The 19616-nt window shown below is 61.8% G+C and carries 23 protein-coding genes; 6 read left to right on the top strand and 17 right to left on the bottom strand.

The window, feature by feature from the left end; all coding sequences use genetic code 11:
• Window positions 1–4 precede the first annotated feature (4 nt).
• The 3 genes from ACODTZ_RS14325 to ACODTZ_RS14315 all read right to left on the bottom strand — a co-directional run bounded on the left by ACODTZ_RS14325 (window position 5) and on the right by ACODTZ_RS14315 (window position 3454).
• Complete coding sequence (locus tag ACODTZ_RS14325; protein ID WP_489026483.1) at window positions 5–859, bottom strand: MOSC domain-containing protein; 855 nt, start codon at window positions 857–859, stop codon at window positions 5–7.
• Window positions 860–869: 10 nt separating this feature from the next.
• Window positions 870–1514 (bottom strand): HD domain-containing protein, encoded by a 645-nt coding sequence (locus ACODTZ_RS14320; RefSeq protein ID WP_489026481.1) that lies wholly within the window; start codon window positions 1512–1514, stop codon window positions 870–872.
• A 65-nt stretch (window positions 1515–1579) separates the two neighbouring features.
• On the bottom strand, window positions 1580–3454 hold the full coding sequence (locus ACODTZ_RS14315; RefSeq protein ID WP_489026479.1) for a putative bifunctional diguanylate cyclase/phosphodiesterase: 1875 nt from the start codon (window positions 3452–3454) through the stop codon (window positions 1580–1582).
• A 441-nt stretch (window positions 3455–3895) separates the two neighbouring features.
• Here ACODTZ_RS14315 and ACODTZ_RS14310 point away from each other — a divergent pair, with 441 nt between their 5' ends.
• A complete protein-coding gene (locus tag ACODTZ_RS14310; protein WP_489026477.1) occupies window positions 3896–4207 on the top strand; it encodes a hypothetical protein in 312 nt (103 codons plus the stop codon).
• A 125-nt stretch (window positions 4208–4332) separates the two neighbouring features.
• Window positions 4333–4848: a superoxide dismutase family protein gene (locus ACODTZ_RS14305; protein ID WP_489026475.1), complete on the top strand. Its 516-nt coding sequence runs from the start codon at window positions 4333–4335 to the stop codon at window positions 4846–4848.
• A gap of 54 nt (window positions 4849–4902) precedes the next feature.
• Here the strand turns inward: ACODTZ_RS14305 and ACODTZ_RS14300 are convergent, their stop codons facing one another.
• From ACODTZ_RS14300 to ACODTZ_RS14265, 8 genes are all read right to left on the bottom strand, one after another.
• Entirely contained in the window at window positions 4903–5712 is an 810-nt protein-coding gene (locus tag ACODTZ_RS14300; protein ID WP_112941358.1) for a mechanosensitive ion channel family protein, read from the bottom strand.
• Window positions 5713–5794: 82 nt separating this feature from the next.
• Window positions 5795–6316 carry a tyrosine phosphatase family protein gene (locus ACODTZ_RS14295; protein WP_489026473.1) on the bottom strand — a complete coding sequence of 174 codons (522 nt, stop codon included), beginning with the start codon at window positions 6314–6316 and terminating at the stop codon, window positions 5795–5797.
• Entirely contained in the window at window positions 6313–6960 is a 648-nt protein-coding gene (locus ACODTZ_RS14290) for a YfbR-like 5'-deoxynucleotidase (RefSeq protein ID WP_489026471.1), read from the bottom strand. Before ACODTZ_RS14290 ends, ACODTZ_RS14295 begins: the two co-directional genes overlap by 4 nt.
• Window positions 6912–7748, bottom strand: a complete 837-nt coding sequence (gene ygfZ / locus ACODTZ_RS14285; RefSeq protein ID WP_489026469.1) for a CAF17-like 4Fe-4S cluster assembly/insertion protein YgfZ — start codon at window positions 7746–7748, stop codon at window positions 6912–6914. Before ygfZ ends, ACODTZ_RS14290 begins: the two co-directional genes overlap by 49 nt.
• A gap of 60 nt (window positions 7749–7808) precedes the next feature.
• Complete coding sequence (locus ACODTZ_RS14280) at window positions 7809–8546, bottom strand: hypothetical protein (RefSeq protein WP_113237355.1); 738 nt, start codon at window positions 8544–8546, stop codon at window positions 7809–7811.
• A 13-nt stretch (window positions 8547–8559) separates the two neighbouring features.
• Complete coding sequence (locus ACODTZ_RS14275) at window positions 8560–8817, bottom strand: hypothetical protein (RefSeq protein ID WP_018898795.1); 258 nt, start codon at window positions 8815–8817, stop codon at window positions 8560–8562.
• Window positions 8818–8917: 100 nt separating this feature from the next.
• Window positions 8918–9349 carry a TIGR02301 family protein gene (locus ACODTZ_RS14270; RefSeq protein WP_047513656.1) on the bottom strand — a complete coding sequence of 144 codons (432 nt, stop codon included), beginning with the start codon at window positions 9347–9349 and terminating at the stop codon, window positions 8918–8920.
• A 73-nt stretch (window positions 9350–9422) separates the two neighbouring features.
• Entirely contained in the window at window positions 9423–9842 is a 420-nt protein-coding gene (locus ACODTZ_RS14265) for an NUDIX hydrolase (protein ID WP_489026467.1), read from the bottom strand.
• Window positions 9843–9937: 95 nt separating this feature from the next.
• Here ACODTZ_RS14265 and ACODTZ_RS14260 point away from each other — a divergent pair, with 95 nt between their 5' ends.
• The 3 genes from ACODTZ_RS14260 to ACODTZ_RS14250 all read left to right on the top strand — a co-directional run bounded on the left by ACODTZ_RS14260 (window position 9938) and on the right by ACODTZ_RS14250 (window position 11745).
• Window positions 9938–10258, top strand: a complete 321-nt coding sequence (locus ACODTZ_RS14260) for a YnfA family protein (RefSeq protein WP_489026465.1) — start codon at window positions 9938–9940, stop codon at window positions 10256–10258.
• A gap of 64 nt (window positions 10259–10322) precedes the next feature.
• Window positions 10323–11087, top strand: coding sequence for an SOS response-associated peptidase (locus ACODTZ_RS14255; RefSeq protein ID WP_489026463.1), 765 nt, complete (start codon window positions 10323–10325; stop codon window positions 11085–11087).
• A 37-nt stretch (window positions 11088–11124) separates the two neighbouring features.
• Window positions 11125–11745: a LysE/ArgO family amino acid transporter gene (locus ACODTZ_RS14250; RefSeq protein WP_047513429.1), complete on the top strand. Its 621-nt coding sequence runs from the start codon at window positions 11125–11127 to the stop codon at window positions 11743–11745.
• On the opposite strand, the gene ACODTZ_RS14245 is transcribed toward ACODTZ_RS14250, so the two are convergent.
• From ACODTZ_RS14245 to ACODTZ_RS14225, 5 genes are all read right to left on the bottom strand, one after another.
• The gene (locus tag ACODTZ_RS14245) at window positions 11746–11883 is read right to left on the bottom strand and encodes a hypothetical protein (protein WP_018898789.1); all 138 of its coding nucleotides are present in this window, start codon (window positions 11881–11883) and stop codon (window positions 11746–11748) included.
• A gap of 159 nt (window positions 11884–12042) precedes the next feature.
• On the bottom strand, window positions 12043–12891 hold the full coding sequence (pssA, locus tag ACODTZ_RS14240) for a CDP-diacylglycerol--serine O-phosphatidyltransferase (RefSeq protein ID WP_209189737.1): 849 nt from the start codon (window positions 12889–12891) through the stop codon (window positions 12043–12045).
• A gap of 20 nt (window positions 12892–12911) precedes the next feature.
• On the bottom strand, window positions 12912–13688 hold the full coding sequence (locus tag ACODTZ_RS14235; RefSeq protein ID WP_489026613.1) for a phosphatidylserine decarboxylase: 777 nt from the start codon (window positions 13686–13688) through the stop codon (window positions 12912–12914).
• Between the two features lie 41 nt (window positions 13689–13729).
• The gene (locus ACODTZ_RS14230) at window positions 13730–15607 is read right to left on the bottom strand and encodes an ABCB family ABC transporter ATP-binding protein/permease (protein ID WP_111561090.1); all 1878 of its coding nucleotides are present in this window, start codon (window positions 15605–15607) and stop codon (window positions 13730–13732) included.
• A gap of 211 nt (window positions 15608–15818) precedes the next feature.
• A complete protein-coding gene (locus ACODTZ_RS14225) occupies window positions 15819–17801 on the bottom strand; it encodes an Ig-like domain-containing protein (RefSeq protein WP_489026459.1) in 1983 nt (660 codons plus the stop codon).
• A gap of 155 nt (window positions 17802–17956) precedes the next feature.
• On the opposite strand from ACODTZ_RS14225, the gene ACODTZ_RS14220 reads away from it, so the two are divergent.
• Window positions 17957–18580, top strand: a complete 624-nt coding sequence (locus ACODTZ_RS14220; protein WP_026283057.1) for an LOG family protein — start codon at window positions 17957–17959, stop codon at window positions 18578–18580.
• 11 nt (window positions 18581–18591) lie between these two features.
• Here ACODTZ_RS14220 and rarD read toward each other — a convergent pair whose 3' ends face one another.
• Entirely contained in the window at window positions 18592–19506 is a 915-nt protein-coding gene (gene rarD, locus ACODTZ_RS14215; RefSeq protein ID WP_112437445.1) for an EamA family transporter RarD, read from the bottom strand.
• Between the last annotated feature and the right edge of the window lie 110 nt (window positions 19507–19616).

Here is a 19616-nt window from a genome sequence, read left to right as displayed (position 1 = left end):
AAATTCAGGCGCGCTTGCGCACCTTGAACGCCCATCCATCCGGCCGTTCGTCGAGCACCTTCACCGTATCGCCGATCGCAATCGCGCCCGCTGCTCGCGGCGTGACGTTCCAGCCGAACAGCGGACCGGGGACACGGCGGTCTGCCGACATGCGGATGCGGCCCATCGCCGGCATCGGGTTGGCGACCTCGCGCGAGCCTGTCTGCTGGTCCTGCGTGGTCATGATGCAACGCGCGCACGGCTTCACCAGATCGAAGCGGATGCCGCCGATCTCGATGGCCGCCCAACGATCCTCCGGCCAGGCTTCGTCCGTGTCGATGACGATGTTCGGCCGGAACCGCTCCATGCCGACGCTGCCTTCTCCATGCGCCTCGATATCGGCGTTGAGCGCCTTCAGCGACCCTGTCGTGGTCACCAGGATCTGGTAGCCGTCAGCAAACGTCACCGGCGTGTCGTCGCCCGCCCATTCCGGGCTCGCGATGCGATTGGCGTCGTCGTCGAAGAACACGAACTTGAGCTCGCGACCGAACCAGCGGGAGAGAACCTGGTTGGAGTGGTCGTCGGCAACAGCCGCATTGACGATCGATTTCCAGATCGAGACATCGATGCGCTTGATGCCATCGGGCAGGGGGACGAACAGGGTCTCACCGTTCATGCCGAGATGAAAGCCCGTGGCTTCCTGTCGAACGTCGAGCCGCGCCAGATCCGTCATTCCGCGCTGGGTAATGAAGCTCCCATCCGGATTGATCAGCATCGCGCGCCGGTCTCCGGGCAGGCCGAAGGCATCGATCTCGGTGCTTTGAAGCGCGATGCCGCGCGCGCTCTTGAGCGGATAGATGAAGAGATCGCTGACGCGCATGTAAGTCCTCCTAGATTTCGTCCATGAAGGCGTCGAGAAAATCCCGCAGCCTCTTGTCGCGTTCCGCCGCGAGCGCCCGGCCAGCCGTCGTCTTGAAACCATCGGCCAGCTTGAACAGTTTCGTCTGGAAATGGTCGATGACATAGCGCCGGTCGTCAAGCGGTCGATCGTTTCCAGCCGGGTCGAGCGGGTCGTAAAGCGACGACGCCATGCGCCCGCCGATGTAAAAGCAACGCCCCGCGCCGACCATGCCGATCGCATCCAGCCGGTCTGCATCCTGCAAGATCTTCGCTTCCAGTGTCTCGGGCGCGATGTTGGCCGAGAAGCTGTGCGTCAGGATCGCATGGGCGACGGCGGCGATGTCCTCCTTCGACCATCCAAGCCCGGCCAGCACCCCAGAGGCTTTGTCCGCCGCAAGCGCGGATGCCTGGGCTCTGAGCGGTGAACTCTTCTCGACGGCCACGCAATCATGCAGCAGGACCGCGGCGGCAAGAATGCGGCCGTTTCCGCCTTCGCTCACCTGGATGCGCATGGCGTTTTTGAACACCCGCAGGATATGCGCGAGATCATGCGACCCGTCGTCGCCCTCGTGCGAATGCGGGATGAGCGCTTCAGCGAGCGTTTCGTAGGGACGGAAGGCCTGAGCCTCTTTCATGTGCGCACCAGGAGTAGACGGAGATCGCCTCTCTTAGAGCGGGCGGTGACGAGTCGCAATGCGGCTCACACCGCCTGGGCTTTGCCACTGCGTTGCGACCCCGCGAGCAACTGCGGCACGTCAAAGGCTGGGCGGGGCGAACTGATATGATAGCCCTGTATCTCGTCGCAGGCTTCCTGCGCCAGCAGGTCGTGCTGCTGCGCCGTCTCCACGCCTTCCACGGTAACCCGCATGCCGAGCGCGTTGCCGAGCAGAATGATGGCGCGCATGATCGCGAAGGCTTCCTTGTTGTCGACGATATCGTTGACGAAGGATTTGTCGATCTTGATCTTGTCGAAGGGGAAGCTGCTCAGATAGCTGAGCGACGAGTAGCCGGTGCCGAAATCGTCCATGGAGATACGGATGCCGCGCTGGCGAAGCGCATGCAGGATCGGCAGCGCCTCGTCGCGGTTCTCCATAAGGACGCTCTCGGTGATCTCGATTTCCAGACGCTCCGGCGCAAGCTCGGATGCCGCAAGCGCGGCCGAGACATCCTCCTCCAGATCACTGGAGATAAACTGGATGGCCGAGACGTTGACGGCGACCTTGATATCGGCGGGCCAGGTGGCAGCGTCGGTGCAAGCGCGCTTGAGCACCCATCGTCCGATATCGACGATAAGCCCAACTTCTTCGGCCAACGGAATGAACTCCATCGGCGCGATCCGGCCACGGGTCGGGTGGCTCCAGCGGAGCAGGGCTTCGAAACCGCAGATACGACGTTCGGCCATGTCATAGAGCGGTTGATAGTGAAGCTCGAATTCTTCGTTGTGAACCGCCCTGCGCAGATCCGCCTCAAGGGCGTGGCGCGCTTCGAGCTGCGCTTCCATCTCCGAGCTGAAGAAGCGCTCGCCGCGTCTGCCGCCGCTCTTTGCGTGCGAAAGCGCCACGCCGGCATGCTTCAGAAGCAGTTCGGTCTCCGTGCCGTCCTTGGGGCAGACGGCTATGCCCATGGAAACGCTGAGCTCCACCGCCTTTTCTCCGCGGAAGAAAGGTTCGGAGAGTTCGCGCCTGATCTGATCGGCAAGCGCCATGACATTCCACGGCTGCTCTCGCCCGCATTGCAGAATGGCGAACTCATCGGATCCCAGGCGCGCGAGAATGTTACTCTTGCCGGCAAGGGCGCGCAAACGATCGGCAACCTGCCGCAGGATCTTGTCGCCCGCCGAAACGCCAAGCGTGTTGTTGACGGACTTGAAGCGGTCGAGGTTGAGGTGGATAAGCGCGATCTGATCGTCCGGCTTGCGCGCGCCAAGCGCCATATCCAGCTGTTCACGGAACCGGATGCGGTTGGGCAGGCCGGTGAGGGGGTCGTGGTGCGCCAGAAACGCAATGCGCTCTGCCGCCTTTCGGTCATCGGTGATGTCGGCATGAATGGAGATGTTGCTGCCATCGGGAAGCACGGTAACGACGCTTTGAATGATGCGGCCGTCATTCATCTCCCATTCGCGGCGGCGTATGCGTCCGCCGTCGGCACGGCCCTCGCGGGTGGCGGCTCTCACCTCCGGCTTTTCCAGGCCGTCAATCTTGGCAATCAGCGAGCTGATCGATGTTCCCGCCCGCGTGTCGTCCGCCTCCAGCCCGAACAGTTGCTGGAAGCGAATGTTCGAGACGATGAGCCGTTGTTCCGAATCGAAAATACACAGGCCGAGCGGCAGGTGATTGAGGACGATCTCAAGAAGCTGGCTTTGCTCAGTCAGGCTTCGGTTTGCCTGGTTGAGGAGGACTTGCAGCGCCTCGTTTTCTTCAAGGGTCAGGTTGGCTTGGCGCTCGAGGCTGCGGATGCTGCCGGCTTGCTCGCGGTAGGTGTCGATAACGAGTCTCACGAGTCGTTGTCCGTCGGTGGTGCCGTCTTCATTGAGGGACGCGGCACACTGGCGCCTGAACAGCGCTTCAGCTTCCATAGCCGCTGCTCTCCTCTCCGGTGCCTACCAGCATGTTGGAGCGGCGGGTTGATTGTCCGGCGGTTCGGATCCCGTATGGCATGGGCAACATGCGAAGGCATTCCTGAAGCGTTTGAAGCAAAATAAATATGCAATCTAAGATTGTTTTTATGCTCTAAATTTGGCCGGCATAATCTCCTAGTCGCATTAATATTTGGTTGTTTCACAAAAAGATATATGGTTCCCGCTATATTTATCCATGCGTCGCTCAGGTGGAGTGACCGGAGGATCGGGCTACTCTAGCCGCGATCAGAGTGTCAGAATTTGTCAATCATGGTTAATACGGCATTAACAACTTATTGACCGGCCTCGCAAATCAGTTTATCCACCGGCTTAGTTCTGATTTTTCCCTATTCGTATTGCGTACAAACATCATCGGTAATGCGGTGAACGGAGGTTTGTATGAACCGTATTTCGTCTGCAGTTGATACGTCCTACGCGTATCTCGGCACTCTTTCGAGATTGGATTCCAACAGTGACGGCGTGTTGAGCCGTAGTGAGCGTGCGGCTGATGAGAAGCCGGGAATCCTGTCCGTTGCAAGCCAGTCCCAGAGCACCCAGGAAGCACCCAAGCTGTCGAACGGCGTCCTCGCATTCATGATGGGCGCGCGCCAGTCCGGTGCTTTGAGTTCCACTTATGAAAGCCAGGCAAACTCGGCCAATGTTCTCTATCGGAACACCTATGGCCAGTATGATCTCGACATCGCGTCCTGATTGCTCGCTCATGAATTGATCAAAGAAGAAGCCGGCCGGTTGGTCGGCTTTTTCTTTGCGCTCTATGCTGGAACACCGGCACGCCGCACGCGTTTCTGAATGAGGGCTCACAGGAGGGAAACAGCATGAAACGGCTTCTATCTCTAGCATTCGCGACCGTCGCGGCCTTTTCGACCGTTGCTGTCGCGCAGGACAAGCAGACCGCGCAGGCCAATTTCGTCGGCGCCGACGGCAAGGATGATGGCCGCGCCACATTGACGGCCGCGGCTGCTGGTGGCGTCTTGATCGAGCTTGAAGTGTCCGGCCTTCCGGCTAACAAGTGGGTCGCCTTCCACGTCCACGAAACCGGCAAATGCGATGCCGCCAGCCATCACGAATCTGCCGGCAAGCACTTCAACCCGACCAAGGCCGAGCACGGTCTGCTCGCCGCCAAGGGTCCGCATGCCGGCGATATGCCGAACCAGTATGTCGGGCAGGACGGTGTGCTGAGAGCGCAGGTCTTCGATGGCATGGTGACGCTCGACGGCAAGGAAAACGGCATCCGCGGCCGCGCCCTGATGATTCACGAAAACTCGGATGACTATCGCAGCCAGCCGGCTGGTGATGCCGGCGCTAGGCTCGCATGCGCCGTCATCAAGTAGCATTCACCCTGCCGTGGCAGAGATAGGGGTGGCCGCCAGCCTGGCGGCCGCCTTTTAAAGGATAGGCAGCCCCTTTTCGTCGAAGCTCGCCTTCACCCGGCCGAGAATCTCGCGGCGCGCATCGTCCCATTCGCCGGTCTTCGCCCAATAGCGCAGCGTCAGCGTGATCTTGTCCGACGTCACCGCATCGATATAGGTCTTCGGCTGTGGCGACTTCTCCACCCGCGAGTCGGCCGTTGCGATATCCGTCAACGTCTTCATCGCCAGATCGACATCGTCGCCGGCGCGCACATTGATGGTGAGATCGTTCTTGCGCGTCTTCTCGCGGCTGTAATTGGTGATCGGCGTGTTCCAGAGCGTCGAATTCGGCGCCAGCAGATAGAGCCCGTCGGCGGTGCGGAATTCGGTCGCGAACAGCCCGATCTCACGCACTGTGCCGGCGACGCTGCCCGTCGCGATATACTCGCCCACCCGGAACGGCCGCAGGATCAAAAGCATGATGCCCGCAGCGATGTTCTGCAGCGTACCCTGCAGTGCGAGGCCGATGGCCAAGCCTGCAGCACCAAGAGCCGCGATGATCGAGGCCGTCTGCACGCCGAATTGCCCGAGCACGGTGATAAACACCAGAATCAGCAGCGCGTAGTGTAGGACATTGGTGAAGAAACGCGCCAGCGTCTCGTCGATGCCGCGAACCCGCGAAATCCCCTCGAACGCCCAGCGGCTGACGAAGCTCGCCATCAACCAGCCAAGCACCAGCAGGATGAGCGCGCCGAGGATGGAGAATGAATATTGGACCGCAAGCGCGCTCGCCTGGCTCAGAGCCGTTCGGGTTGCCACGATTACGTCGGTTGCCTGTTGTTCCATGATCTCGCCAAATATCTGAAATGATTATCGGTTGACCTGCGTAGATGGGACAGAAGGCAGGCGCGTCAACCGTTTAAGTCAGTCACGCTTCGTCAAGCGCGAGCACGAACGGCGCGTTTCCATCGGCATCGGCGCCACGGCCGATCGCCTTGATCGCCTTGACCAGCCGCCCATCGCGGCCAAGCAGTTGATCGCCGATCTCGATGATCCGCATGTTCGGCGTCGCATAGGGAGAGGCCGTACGCAGACGCTGCGCCAACGCCTCCTCACTCTGGTCCGGCCTCAGCGACAAGGCCGCGATCACGGCCGCAGCTGGCGAGCGCGATACGCCCATCCAGCAGTGAACGATGAGCGGCGCCGTCTGATCCCACTCAGCGGCAAAGTCGATAATCTCGCGGACATGCGTTTCATCGGGCGCCACGAGATTGCCCGTGCCCTTGAAGGCGATGTCGTTCATGTGGAGCAGCAGATGCCGGTGTGCCTGGATGACCGCCGGGCGATGGAAGGTCTGCTCCTTCGCCATCAGGCTGATCATCTCGCGGGCGCGGTGCCGCACGGCCATTTCGGCGATGCGCGCAAGCGGGGTCACGACAATCGCTGTCATGGCTTGCCCCGCAGGCCGTCGATAACAGCGAAGCGCTCGCAGAACAGCCGCTGCGCCTCGACCGCCGGCAGCGGCGTCAACAAGAGCATCTCCTTGGTGATCCCCCGCGGCTGGCCGAAAAGCTTCTGCGCCTCGCTGGCGCTGAAGCCGGCCAGTTGCGAGGCCTCGAAATAGGCAGCGATCGTATCGGCCTTCTTGATGTTGTCCTTGAGCTCGCGGGACGCATGCGGCGGCAGACCGAACCGCAGGTGGATCGCCGCTTCAAGCCGCTTCTCGACGGTCTTGTAGCCGCCGCCGACCACGGATTTGAAAGGCGAGATCATGTCGCCGATCACATATTCGGGCGCATCGTGAAGCAGCGCCATCAGGCACTGGTCCGGTGTCGTCTCGTTCAGCCGCCGAAAGATGTCCTCGACCACGAGACTGTGCTGCGCGACCGAAAAGGCGTGATCGCCCGATGTCTGCCCGTTCCAGCGGGCAACGCGCGCCAGCCCGTGGGCAATGTCGCTCACCTCGACATCGAGAGGCGAGGGGTCGAGCAGATCGAGCCTGCGCCCCGAAAGCATGCGCTGCCAGGCGCGGGGAGCCTTCGTCGTCAAGCGCTGGCCTCGTCGGACGCAGCCGGAAAGACGAGGGCCGACCATGCAGGGAGGGCGACAGTCACAGTGACGTCGCCGGCAAGCAGCTGCGTGCCCGCCGACATCGCCTCACCGGCGCGATCGATTCGGACGATAGCTAGCCCGCTATGTCCCAAGGCCGAGCCAAGCGTACCAACAGGCTTGCCGTTGGCGGTAATTTCGGTGCCGGAGGCGGGGAGCGGCCCTGTGCTGCTCACGGTCACGACGCGACGACGCGCCGTTCCCCGGTGCTGCATGCGCGACACCACTTCCTGGCCGACATAGCAGCCTTTCTTGAACGATAGCCCGCCATTCAGGTCCATCAGCACGTCATGTGGAAAGGCGTCCTGAAGCGCGTAGTCAGAGCCGGATACGGCAACGCCATGGGTGGCGCGCAGCGCGTCGTAACGCGCGACATCGTCACTGCCATGCTCGCCCGGACGACGGAAAACGTTGATGCCCGCCTTGGCGAATCGGCTGTCCCTGAAGCCTTCGGTCGAAGCGTCATCCCACGAGACGGTCACGCCATTGCCTTCAGCAGAAAGCGCCACCGCGGCGCGCAGCTTGTACATCGTCAGCCGCTTCGTCAGCGCCTCGCGCTGGCTTTCGTCGGTCTCGATGATGAAGTCGTCGCCATGGCGCCAGATCATGAAATCGAACAGGATCTTGCCCTGTGGCGTCAGCAAGGCACCGGGTCGCGCCTCGGCTGCATCCAGCGACACGATGTCGGTGGTAATCAGGTTCTGCAGAAAGGACTGTGCCTCGGCGCCGCTCACCCGGATGAGCGCGCGGTCTTTTAGAAATACGGCTGGCATGGCGCACCTGTCGCGTTGTTATCGCTCAGAAGTATGTCGTCGGAGCGGGGATCGCAAGCATCAGTCGCCGGCGGTGAAGAACTTCCATTTGCCGTCGGCGGTGATGCCGAGGCGATAGAAATTGTAGCCGCCGAATTCCTGCATGTCGGCAAGATCGCCGGCGGTGACGATGCGCAAGAGCTCGACACGCTCGGGCGGCGTCAGCTTCTTCAGGTCTTTCTCAGCGAAGTAAGGCCAGACATACATCTCATCGGCGGTGCCCTGGCCGACATGGACGAAGCCCGTCGAGATGATGTCGAGAATGATCGCCAGGATCTCGTCGCCATCGGGGTCGCCGGAGAGATCCTTGAGCGCGCCGATCGGATCGTCGGTTGCCTCGCCGACGCTGACCTGCGTCTGTGTCGCACCGGTGCCGAACAGCGGACGCAGCCGCTCGAGATCGCCGGAGGCGGCGGCTTCGACGATCTGCTCGCGCATGTGGCGAACGGGTTCCGGCACCTTGCTGATGTCGTAGAGAACCTCGACCGGCTTGGAGCTGTCCTGCGCGCCAGGCGTCGTATCCGGGCTCTGGCCTGCGGGCTTGCTGATCACAGGGCCAGGCGCGGGCACGCCTGACGATGCGTCGGGTGCGCTCGGTGGCTTGTCGGTGGATGTGCCGTCGGAAGCGGTGGGGGTCTTCTGCAGCTCCGACAGCGCAAACGCCGATGGGGCGCTCATCAGGCTGCTGGCACCGAGGCTGATTGCAAGCAAAAGCGGCGCGATCGCGGGCCGCGAAGCATTGTTCATATCGGTGCGCATGGAACTCTCTGTGTTATTGCAGGGTGCGGGTCGGAGAAAACTCACCGGCCAGCATGCGTTCTCGCAACGATTCCAGCAAGGCTTCCGCGTTCTTTTCGCCGTGCAGGCGAATGGTTTCGCGAAGCGCGTGAATGATCGCCGTGTCGGCGATGATCTCGGGTTCGATACCGTCGGCCATGCCGTCGGCCCAGGCTTCGTTATGGTACTCCAGCGCCGCCTGCATCTTTTCGTGGACGATCATGTCGTCGATGTCGTTGAGGCTCGGTTCCATTAGCTTTTCCTCGAACTGCATGCCTTACTGTCTGGTTAACAACACTATCAGCCTTTTCCCAAAACGACACGTCCCCCTGTAAAAAGAGGTTAATTTATCGTTAATTTCCAAAGCGTGACGTAATTTCCGTGGCGAGTGTTGCGCCTTCGTTACGGTAGCGTTCTTCTGCCATGATCGCTGCCGGTGTGCAATCGGTATAAACGGAGGCAAAGGCGCGGTATCCGCGATTGAAGGCCGCCGTCAGTTTCTCTTTCCGTGCGGGCTCATCTTTCGCTTCAGAATCAAGCAGTTGCTGCATGCGCACCCGCCATTCCTCGCCGTTCTGAGCCTTGCAGAGCGTTCTCAGATAATGCACCGACCCGAGCACCTCGGCCAACCGGCCAAGCTTGTCGTCATAGGGAACGGTGACATCCTTCGGCGCAACCTGTTCATCGGGCGCAACCGCTGTCGGCCCCTGCGCCGAGACAAATGTCGGTATCGCGGTGGAGACGCCAAGAACAACACACAACAAAACGCGGCGAAGGGGAATCATGTGCGTATTGGACACCCGGAAGGTGACGGGGACAAGGTGCGGGGTTACCTTTCCCCTTGCTTATTCCCCTTCCTCATGTCCGGGCTGCTGCCAGCCGTTCGGCGCACTCAAGCACACTTTGCGGCGTCGGCAGGCGGCGAATCTCATCCACCGTGAACCAGCCGAGCGCCACCGCATCGTCGGCGGCCACGGCAACCGAATCGGCATCGGCCTCGACACGGAAAACGGAGAGGAAGAAGTGGCTGGTCAGGCGTCCGTCCGTGCCATGCTGCTTCAGATCATAGGTGGCGAAGATCTCGGGGTTGCGGGCACGGATACCTGTCTCCTCCTCGAACTCGCGCAATGCGGTCTGGTCAGGCGTTTCCCCAGGCTCCGCCCTGCCGCCCGGAAAGGCGTACATGTCCGCCGATGGCGGATTGCGCCGGAGCACCAGCAGGAACCGCCCGTCGCGCTCGAGAATCGCGGAAGATGCAGCTGTCGGATTGGAAGTCATCAGAAATGCCGTTTGTTGCTTGCCGGTGATCGCCGTCGCGTGCCTATCTCAATTAGGAAAACTATCTGATCCAAGCGATTCGAAGGCATCGTGCCGTGACTTATATCATCTACGCCGCCGCGGCCCTCTTTGAGATTGCCGGTTGCTTCGCTTTCTGGGCGTGGCTGCGCATGGCAAAACCGATCTGGTGGCTGGCGCCGGGCATGGTGTCGCTAGCCCTGTTCGCATGGCTCCTGACGCTGGTGCCGAGCGAAGCGGCGGGCCGCACCTTCGCGGCCTATGGCGGCATCTACATCGTGGCGTCGCTGATCTGGCTCTGGCTTGTCGAACACCGCGTGCCTGACAGATGGGACATCAGCGGCGCTGTTGTCTGCCTCGCGGGCACTGCGATCATCCTCTTCGCGCCAAGAGGCTGAACCGACGTGACCATACCTTGGCCGGTCCCTTGACCCTGCAAGGGCAGGGTGCAAATAGATTGGCATGTGTGGACGCTACGCCCTGACCATATCCCCTGAGGAGCTGAAGGAAGTGCTGGGTATCCTCGACCTTGAAGACTTTCCCGCGCGCTTCAACATCGCGCCGACTCAGCCGATTCTGGTGGTCGTCTCGGGTGAGGGACAGGAGAGGGGAAGCAACCTCCCGGACCGACGCGCGCTTCTCGTTCGCTGGGGCTTCACGCCCGGCTGGGTGAAAGACCCCAAGGCGTTTCCACTTCTCATCAACGCCCGCTCGGAAACGGCGATCGGCAAGGCATCGTTCCGCGCCGCCATGCGCCATCGCCGCGTGCTCATTCCCGCCTCCGGCTTCTACGAATGGCACCGCCCTTCGAAGCAGAGTGGCGAGAAATCGCAGGCTTATTGGATCAAGCCGCGCCACGGCGGCGTGGTCGCTTTTGCCGGGCTGATGGAAACATGGTCCTCGGCCGATGGTTCGGAAGTGGATACCGGCGCGATCCTCACCACATCAGCCAACGCCGCGATCTCCCCGATCCACGACCGCATGCCTGTCGTCATCAAGCCCGAGGACTTCACCCGCTGGCTGGATTGCAAGACGCAGGAGCCGCGCGAGGTGGCCGATCTCATGCGGCCGGTCGAGGAGGATTTCTTCGAGGCGATACCGGTCTCCGACAAGGTCAACAAGGTGGCCAATATGGGGGAGGACCTGCAGGCGCCGGTGCCGCTGGAAAAGCCGCTGCCGCCCGCTGACAAGAAAAAGCCGGATGACGGCCAGCTCAGCTTCTTCTGATTCTGTATTCCCACCGCAGTCACATCCGGAAAATCACATGTTCTCCATTTCGGCCGCGCTCTCCGGCCTCTTCCTCGGCGCTTCCCTCATCATCGCCATCGGCGCCCAGAATGCCTTCATCCTGCGGCAGGGGCTGCTGCGCTCGCATGTCTTCATCCTGTGCCTGATCTGCGCGCTGTCGGATGCCCTGTTGATTGCCGCGGGCGTCGCCGGTCTCGGCACGCTCGTCTCGCAATCGCCGACGCTGATTACCGCCGTCAGCCTCGGCGGCATGTTGTTTCTCGGCACTTACTCGTTCATGGCATTCCGGCGCGCGCTTCACCCCGGCGCGATCGAGGCGGGAACGCCGGAGCCACTGGGGCTGAAGGCGGCTGTGGCCACGTGCCTGGCTTTCACCTTCCTCAACCCGCACGTCTATCTCGACACGGTCGTGCTGCTCGGCAGCCTGTCGGCCGCCTATCACGGCGCGGATCGCCTGGCTTACGGCCTCGGGGCCGCGGCTGCGTCATTCATCTGGTTTTTCGGTCTGGGCTACGGTGCGCGTCTGCTGCAACCGGTCTTTGCCAAACCCGCCGCATGGCGGGTTCTCGACGTGCTCATCGGCATCGTCATGGCGCTTCTGGCCATCAGCCTCGGCGCCCGTGTCCTGACGTCGTGATCAGGCGATCTTCTTGGCGAGTGCCGGCTTCTTCAGCATCAGCGCCGCAGCCAGAACGGCCTTCAGGCCGAGCGGGCGGTAGTGCGCGCTGAGATCGGTCTTTGCAGGCTGTTCCACATTCGTCTTCTTCGGGGTCACGTTACTCTCCTTAACTTCTGTCCCTAGACTCTTATATTTATTGCTCTTTTGCCCGAAATAGCGACAAAATGGAGGCAAGACACATCATGATTTGTGTCGCCAAACCATAATTCGCGAGGCTTGAGCGGGACAGGATAGATTAGGATTGTCTGGAGAAACTCAGATGTGACGGCCGATATCGTCTTCGCCGATACCCGGCTCTTCGATCGTCAGCGTCCCGTATTTACGCTTCCATTTGCGCGCGCCGAACGGCAGCGTGCAGAGGTAGACCACGGCGGTCAGCGACATGACTTCCCAGGTGAAGCTCGACAGCATGGCGACATAAAGCACCACGCCAAGCATCATCGGCAGCACCAGATCACGCCGAAGCTTGGTGCCTTCCGATTTGCCGGACCAGACCGGCAGGCGGCTGATCAGCAGGAAGGCGATGAGCACGGTGTAGGCGGCCGAGAGATAGCCGAAGGTCTTGTCCGTGGTCATCCCGAGGAAGCCGAGATAGACGGGCAGAAGCACCAGCATGGCGCCAGCCGGCGCCGGCACGCCGACGAAATATTCCGACTGCCAGCTCGCCTTGTTCTCGCGCTCCGACATCACATTGAAGCGCGCCAGGCGCAGGCCGGCAGCGATGGCATAGATGAGAGCCGCGATCCAGCCGAGCGAACGCGCCTGATCCAGCGCGAAGACATAGACGACCAGCGCCGGCGCGACACCGAAGTTGACGATATCGGCCAGCGAATCCATCTGCGCGCCGAACTTCGACGTCGCCTTCATCAGCCGCGCGACGCGACCGTCGATTCCATCGAGGAAGGCAGCGACCAGAACCATGCCGACGGCAAGCTCGTAGCGGTTTTCGAAGGCAAGTCGAATACCGGTCAGGCCGGCGCAGATCGCGAGGATAGTGATCAGGTTGGGAACGACCAGCCGCAACGGAATCTCGCGAAGCCGTGGCCCGCGTCCCGAATCATCGGGCGGACCATTGGGTTCGAAAGGCGGGAAGGGCGTTTCCATGATCGCGCTCCTAGTGGTTCTCAGGCGCGGCGGCTGACGACGGGGCCCTTGGCGGAGCCGAATTCGGCCAGCACCGTTTCACCCGCGATCGCTGTCTGGCCGAGCGTGACGCGCGGCTGGGCACCCTCGGGAAGAAAGACGTCGAGGCGCGAGCCGAAGCGGATCAGGCCGAAGCGCTCGCCGGCATCCAGCGGCTCGTTGGCATTGGCCCAGCAGAGAATGCGGCGCGCCACGAGGCCGGCGATCTGCACGACGCCGATCTGGCCATGGGCGGTCTCGATGACGAGGCCGTTGCGCTCATTGTCTTCGCTGGCCTTGTCGAGTTCGGCGTTGACGAAGCTTCCCGAGCGGTAATTGACGCTGACGATCCGGCCGCGCATCGGGGCGCGGTTCACATGGCAGTTGAAGACGTTCATGAACACGGAGATGCGCAGCATCGGCACCGAGCCGAGGCCCAGTTCCGCAGGTGGTACAACCATCTGCACGGAGGACACCTTGCCGTCCGCGGGCGAGATCACCAGATCGTCGTCCTGCGGCGTCATGCGCTCCGGATCACGGAAGAAATAGGCGCACCACAGCGTCAGGATCAGGCCGATCCAGAACAGCGGCTTGAAGATCCAGCCGAGAATGAGGGAGGCCACGAAGAAGGCCGCGATGAAGGGATAACCTTCCTTGTGCACCGGAACGATCGTGTTGCGTACCGTATTGAACAAGCTCATGTATGCCGCTCTCCTAGCGTTTTCGTCTCCGCTGGTTACAGGGAAACACTCCTGGGGGCAATGCCGATGCCCTCTCATGCACATCTAAGCTTGCTGATGAACGGCAAGCGTCTGCCGGCTCAGGTGGCGGGCGCCAGCCGGTTGACCACGCCGAGATCGTCGTTCTCGCGCACCTGCTTCAGATGCTCCTCGGCCTGCGTTGCCTCGCGCTGGCGGCTCCACATCGAGGCGTAGAGGCCGTTCTTCAGCAACAGCTCCGCATGCGTGCCGCGCTCTGCAATCTCGCCAGCCTTCAAGACGATGATCTCGTCGGCGCCGATCACGGTCGAAAGGCGGTGGGCGATGACAAGCGTCGTGCGGTTCTTGGAGACAACGTCGAGCGCGGTCTGGATCTCGCGTTCCGTCGTCGTGTCGAGCGCCGATGTCGCCTCGTCGAGGATGAGGATCGGCGGGGCCTTCAGGATCGTGCGGGCAATCGCCACGCGCTGCTTCTCGCCGCCCGAGAGCTTCAATCCGCGCTCGCCGACCATGGTGTTGAAACCTTCCGGCAGTAGGTCGATGAAGTGGGCGATCTGCGCGATCTCGGCCGCGGTCTTGACCTCCGCTTCAGTTGCCGACGGCCGGCCGTAGCGGATGTTGTAGGCAACCGTATCGTTGAAGAGCACGGTATCCTGCGGCACCATGCCGATCGCTGTGCGCAGGCTCTTCTGCGTGACGCCACGCACATCCTGGCCATCGACCGTAATCGAGCCGCTCTGGATGTCATAGAAGCGATAGAGCAGCCGCGACATGGTCGACTTGCCGGCCCCTGATGGCCCGACGATCGCCACCGTTTTCCCGGCCGGCACGTCGAACGAAATCCCCTTCAGGATCGGGCGCGCCGGGTCGTAGGCGAAATGCACGTCCTTGAACGAGATGGCGCCCTGCTCGATGTTGAGCGGCTTGGCATCGGGGGCGTCCTTTACCTCAGCCTGCACTTCGAGCAGGTCGAACATCTGCTCGATATCGGTGAGGCCCTGGCGGATTTCGCGGTAGACGAAACCGATGAAGTTGAGCGGCACCGAGAGCTGCAGCAGCATCGCGTTGACGAAGACGAAGTCGCCGACGGTCTGCTCGCCGCGCTGCACGGCCAGCGCCGAGAGGATGAGCATGACGGTCGTGCCGAGGCCGAAGATCACGCCCTGGCCGAAGTTGAGCCAGCCAAGCGAGGTCCAGACGCTGGTCGCAGCCTTCTCGTAGCGCGCCATCGAAGAATCGAAGCGCTTGGCCTCCATGTCCTCATTGCCGAAATATTTGACCGTTTCGAAGTTCAGGAGCGAATCGATCGCCTTGGTGTTGGCGTCCGTATCGCTGTCGTTCATCGTCTTGCGGATGGAGATGCGCCAGTCGCTGGCGCGGATGGTGAACCAGATATAGGCCCAGACGGTGAAGGCCGTGACCGCGAGGTAGGAGAAGCCGTAGCCCCACCAGAAGATGATCGCGGTGAGCAGGAACTCGATCAGCGTCGGCACGGAGTTCAGGATCGTGAAGCGCACGATCGTCTCGATGCCCTTCGTACCGCGCTCGATGATGCGCGACAGGCCGCCCGTCTTGCGCTCCAGATGAAAGCGCAGCGACAGCTCGTGCATATGCACGAAGGTCTTGTAGGCAAGCTGGCGCACCGCATATTGGCCGACGCTGGCAAACAACGCGTCGCGCAGCTGGTTCAGGCCGAGCTGGATCAGCCGGGTGAGGTTATAGGCGATGACGAGCGCGATGGCGCCAACAAGAAGATCCGGCACCTTGCCCGCGAGATCAGACTTGCCGTTCAGCGCATCCGTCGACCATTTGAAGAAATACGGGACGAGCAGCAGCACGAACTTCGATATGAGCAGATAGACCGATGCCCAGACGACCCGCATCTTCAGATCGCCGCGCCCCGTCGGCCACATGTAGGGCCAGAGGTTGAAAAGGGTCCGCAACAGATTGGAGTCTGAAACTGTCTTGCCGTTTGCCATGCATGTCTCCGGCCCGCGTCAGGCCCTGGAAGTGTCGTGTTGTCGGCAAAGAGGGGAAGGGCGAGCGTAGGGGCCGCCGCCTGACATGATCGCCGTCAACGCCAAATAGGGTTGCGGGCGGAGCAATACAACATAAGAAGATCAAAGGAAAAGAGAGGCCGGCAGTCATATCGACGCCGGCCCCTGGTAATCTTCAGTAATCCTGTCTGTCCTAGAGATGCTCGCCTGAAAGGCGCTTGCGGTGCATCTCTTCGGCGTTCGGCAGGGCGTCCTTCGGAAGGCCGAAGACCTGGCCCGGCAGAATGCGATCGGGATTGACGATCTTGTCCTCGTTGGCGACGTAGATCGTCGTGTAGCGCACGCCCGCGCCATAGATGCGGCGCGAGATCTGCCACAGCGTATCGCCACGGCGGATGATCACGGTTTCCTTGCTCTCCTGCAGCGGCGCCTGCTCGATGGTCGCGGGACCGGCGTCGCCGCTCGCAACCTCGTTTGCAGGGGCAGCCGGTGCCGCGGGTGCAGCCGGCGGTGCCGTCAGATCAGCCACCATCTGGCCGAGCTTGGCGAGTGCGGCGCCGACCGAGCTGGCATCGCGCGGCAGCGATTGCAGCAGCTTAAGTGCGTCGCTTGCCTTCATCGAAGCGGTCGTGACACGCTCCTTGAAGTCGGTGGTCGCATCGGCGGCGGCACGGAAATCGACGATCGATTTCAGCGCGAACTCGTTGGCCGAGCGCGCGGCTGCGAGCTGCTCATTGCCGGGCACCTTGCCGTCGCTGAACAAGCCGCTCAGAAGCGCGAATGCCTTGGCCGCATCGTTCTTCAGCTTGCCGAGCGCGCCTTCGTCGAGCGAGATCATCGGCGTCGCTGCGTTGCCCGTGGGCGTGCCGGACTGCGCTGCCACCGTGACCTGGTTGCCTTCAGGGCGGTTGAAGTTGACGGACGCTCGAACCAGCACCTTGCCGGCCGCATCGACGACGTCGACGCGGATCTTGTGGTCGCCGACGGCAAGCGGCATCACGCCGTCGATGACGAAGTGGCCATCCGCGCCGGCCTTGGCCTTGCCGATCAGCTTGTCGTCGGCATAGCCGAACACATTGGCTTGAGGCTTCGCGGTGCCGGCGACGAAGATCTTGTCGCCTTCGATTTCGACGGCATTGACACGGACGTCAGCCGGTGCGGCTACTGCTGCCGGCGCGGTTGCCGTGTCCGATGTTGCGGGAGCCTGCGCCTGCGGCGCTGCCGATGCCTGGTCGGTCGGGGCGGCGTTGTTGGCTGCTGCCGGAGGCGTTACACCGGGAGCGGTGATGATGCGGCTGGCGGCGCCCGGCTTGGAAACCATGGCGAGCAGCTGCGATGCATTGCCGTCCTTCGGGATCGAGATCGTGGCGATCTCTTCCGAGGTCGTGACCTTGCCATCTTTGGCCGTCGCGCGCAGCTGCAGCTGGTGGTCGCCGGCGGCAAGCGGATTGTCGAGAACCGCGACGAAATCGCCATTGTCGCCGACATCCGTACCCATCAGCACCTTGTCGCCATCGAGGATTTCAAGCTTGCTGTTCGGCTCGGCAGAACCGGCGATGACCGTGGAGCCGTCGGGCTCGACGCGCAACACATCGAAAGTCGGCAGCTTGGGACCCTCGACAACCGGTGCGGCGTTGTCCTGCGTCTGAGGTGCCGCAGGCTCCGGCGCGCCCGTAAGGGCCGCTTCGGCGCGCGCAATTGCGGCGGCTGCGTCGGCGATGTTTTCGGGCAGTGCCTGGATAATGGAGAGCGCCTTGGCGGCTCCGGCCTTGGCCTTGTCGATCGCGGCCGTAGTGATCGGGTTGGTGCCCTCGGGCGTCGCGAAATCGGCGAGTGCCTGAAGCGCTCCGATCGTCTTCGTCTTGGCGCTTGCGAAAACGTCGTCGGTCGGACCCTTGCCGTCGGCAAACAGCGCCTTAAATTCGCCAAGTGCCTGTCCGGCTGCCGTCGTCAGGCCGCCGAGCTTCTGCGCGGTCGCGGCATCGTCGGGCGCCGACGGACGCGAGGTCTTGGCGGATTCGGTTACGGTTTTCTTGACCTCGGAGCTTGCCTGATTGATTGCGTCACCAACCTTGCCGGCATCGCCGCCGATACGCGGCATGACGACAAAGACCATCAACAGAATTGCGATTACAAGCACTGCAAGGGCCAGCAAGCCGGCACGGTTTTTCATCATCAGGTCTCCCCAAGCGGCAATCTTGCCAGACTTCCTGAAATTGCTAGCGATTCCCGTTGCTTTGCACAAGCAGTCAAAGTAGCCGGGCAAATGTAAGATGTATGTTTTCCGTCATTTTTCTTGACTGGACCCAGAGAGAATAGTTGTTTGCTCCCATGACAGATCAATCTCATTCCATTCGCTCCATCTGTGTCTATTGCGGTTCGCGCCCCGGCAGCGACCCAAGCCACATGGCCGCCGGCCGCGCGCTGGGCAAGGAGATCGCCGATTACGGCCTGCGCCTGATCTATGGCGGCGGCACCAAGGGAATTATGGGGGCGGTTGCGAGCGGTACGCTCTCGAACGGCGGTCAGGTGACCGGCATCATTCCCGAATTCCTGATCGACATGGAGGCGACCCGCCACTCCCTCGGCCAGCTCAACGAGTTGATTGTAACGCCTGACATGCATGCGCGCAAACACACGATGTTCGAGCGCTCGGATGCCTTCGTGGCGCTTCCCGGCGGTATCGGCACGCTGGAGGAAATCATCGAGATCATGACCTGGGCGCAGCTCGGCCGTCACGAAAAGCCGATGATCTTCGCCAACATCAACGGCTTCTGGGACCCGATGATGGAGCTCCTGCGCCACATGACGGACGAGGGCTTCATCCACACCGCCCACCGGGTGCAGCCGCTGGTCATCGACTCTATCGAAGAGATCATCCCGGCGATCATGGCGCAGGCCGCCGAAGTCGCGAGCGATCGCGACGGCGAGGAAGCCGTTATCTCGAAACTGTAATGTGCGGGGGCTTATCGCCCCCGACTGCCTCTCAGCATCGACCACGTATAGAGGAAAAGTCCCGCCCAGATCAGCGGGAAGGCAATCATGCGCGCGGTGCCGAGCGGCTCCTTGAAAATGAAGACGGCGATCAGGAAGATCATCGTCGGCGCGATATACTGCATGATGCCTATCGTCGACAGCTTCAGGAGCTTGGCGCCGTTGGCGTAGATCATCAACGGTACCGCCGTCACCACGCCGCAGCCGAGCAGAAGCGCGGTATCCGCCCAGCCCGTGCGATAGAGATGGCCCGTGCCGCTGCCGAGCTCCAGGTAGAGAATGTAGAAGAAGGCCGGGACGCTGAGGATGAGCACCTCAAGGAAGAATCCCTGGTTCGGTCCGAGCGGCAGGGTCTTGCGAAACAGCGCGTAGAGGCCCCAGGAGATCGTCAGCGTCAGCGAAACCCACGGAACGCCGCCGCTATCGACTGCGAGCACGACGACGGCGAGGCCAGCCAGCACGATCGCGCCGATCTGCGCCGGCCGCAGCTTTTCTTTCAGCACCACTGCGCCGAGGAAGATGCTGAAGAGCGGATTGATGAAATAGCCGAGCGCGGCATCGAGCGAATGCCCGGCGCCGATCGCCCAGACATAGGTCCCCCAGTTGACCGTGATCAGCGATGCCGTGAGTGCGGCCATGGCGAGCATGCGCGGAGAGCGCAGCGCGATGCGGATGTCCTGCGTGCGGCCGAGCACGATGAGCACGATGCCGGCCAGCGGCAGCGACCAGAGGATGCGATGCGCGATCACCTCGGCCGGCGAAATATGCGCGACCGCCTTCATGTAGATCGGCAGGAAGCCCCAGAGCAGATAGGCCGTTAGCGCGAAGGCGAAGCCACGCGGACTGTCCTCGTTTTTCACGAGGGGAATGCTTGCATCGGCGGACATTGGGTGTTTCCATTGGTTCTTATGATTGGCACCCGATTAGCGCAAAGGCCGTGAATAGGCCAATTCATTTCATTGAAGCGATATTCGCTATTGCTGAATTATCAGGATTA

It is taken from the genome of Rhizobium sp. FG113 (assembly GCF_057809895.1).
This window is presented reverse-complemented; position numbering and strand designations above follow the sequence as displayed.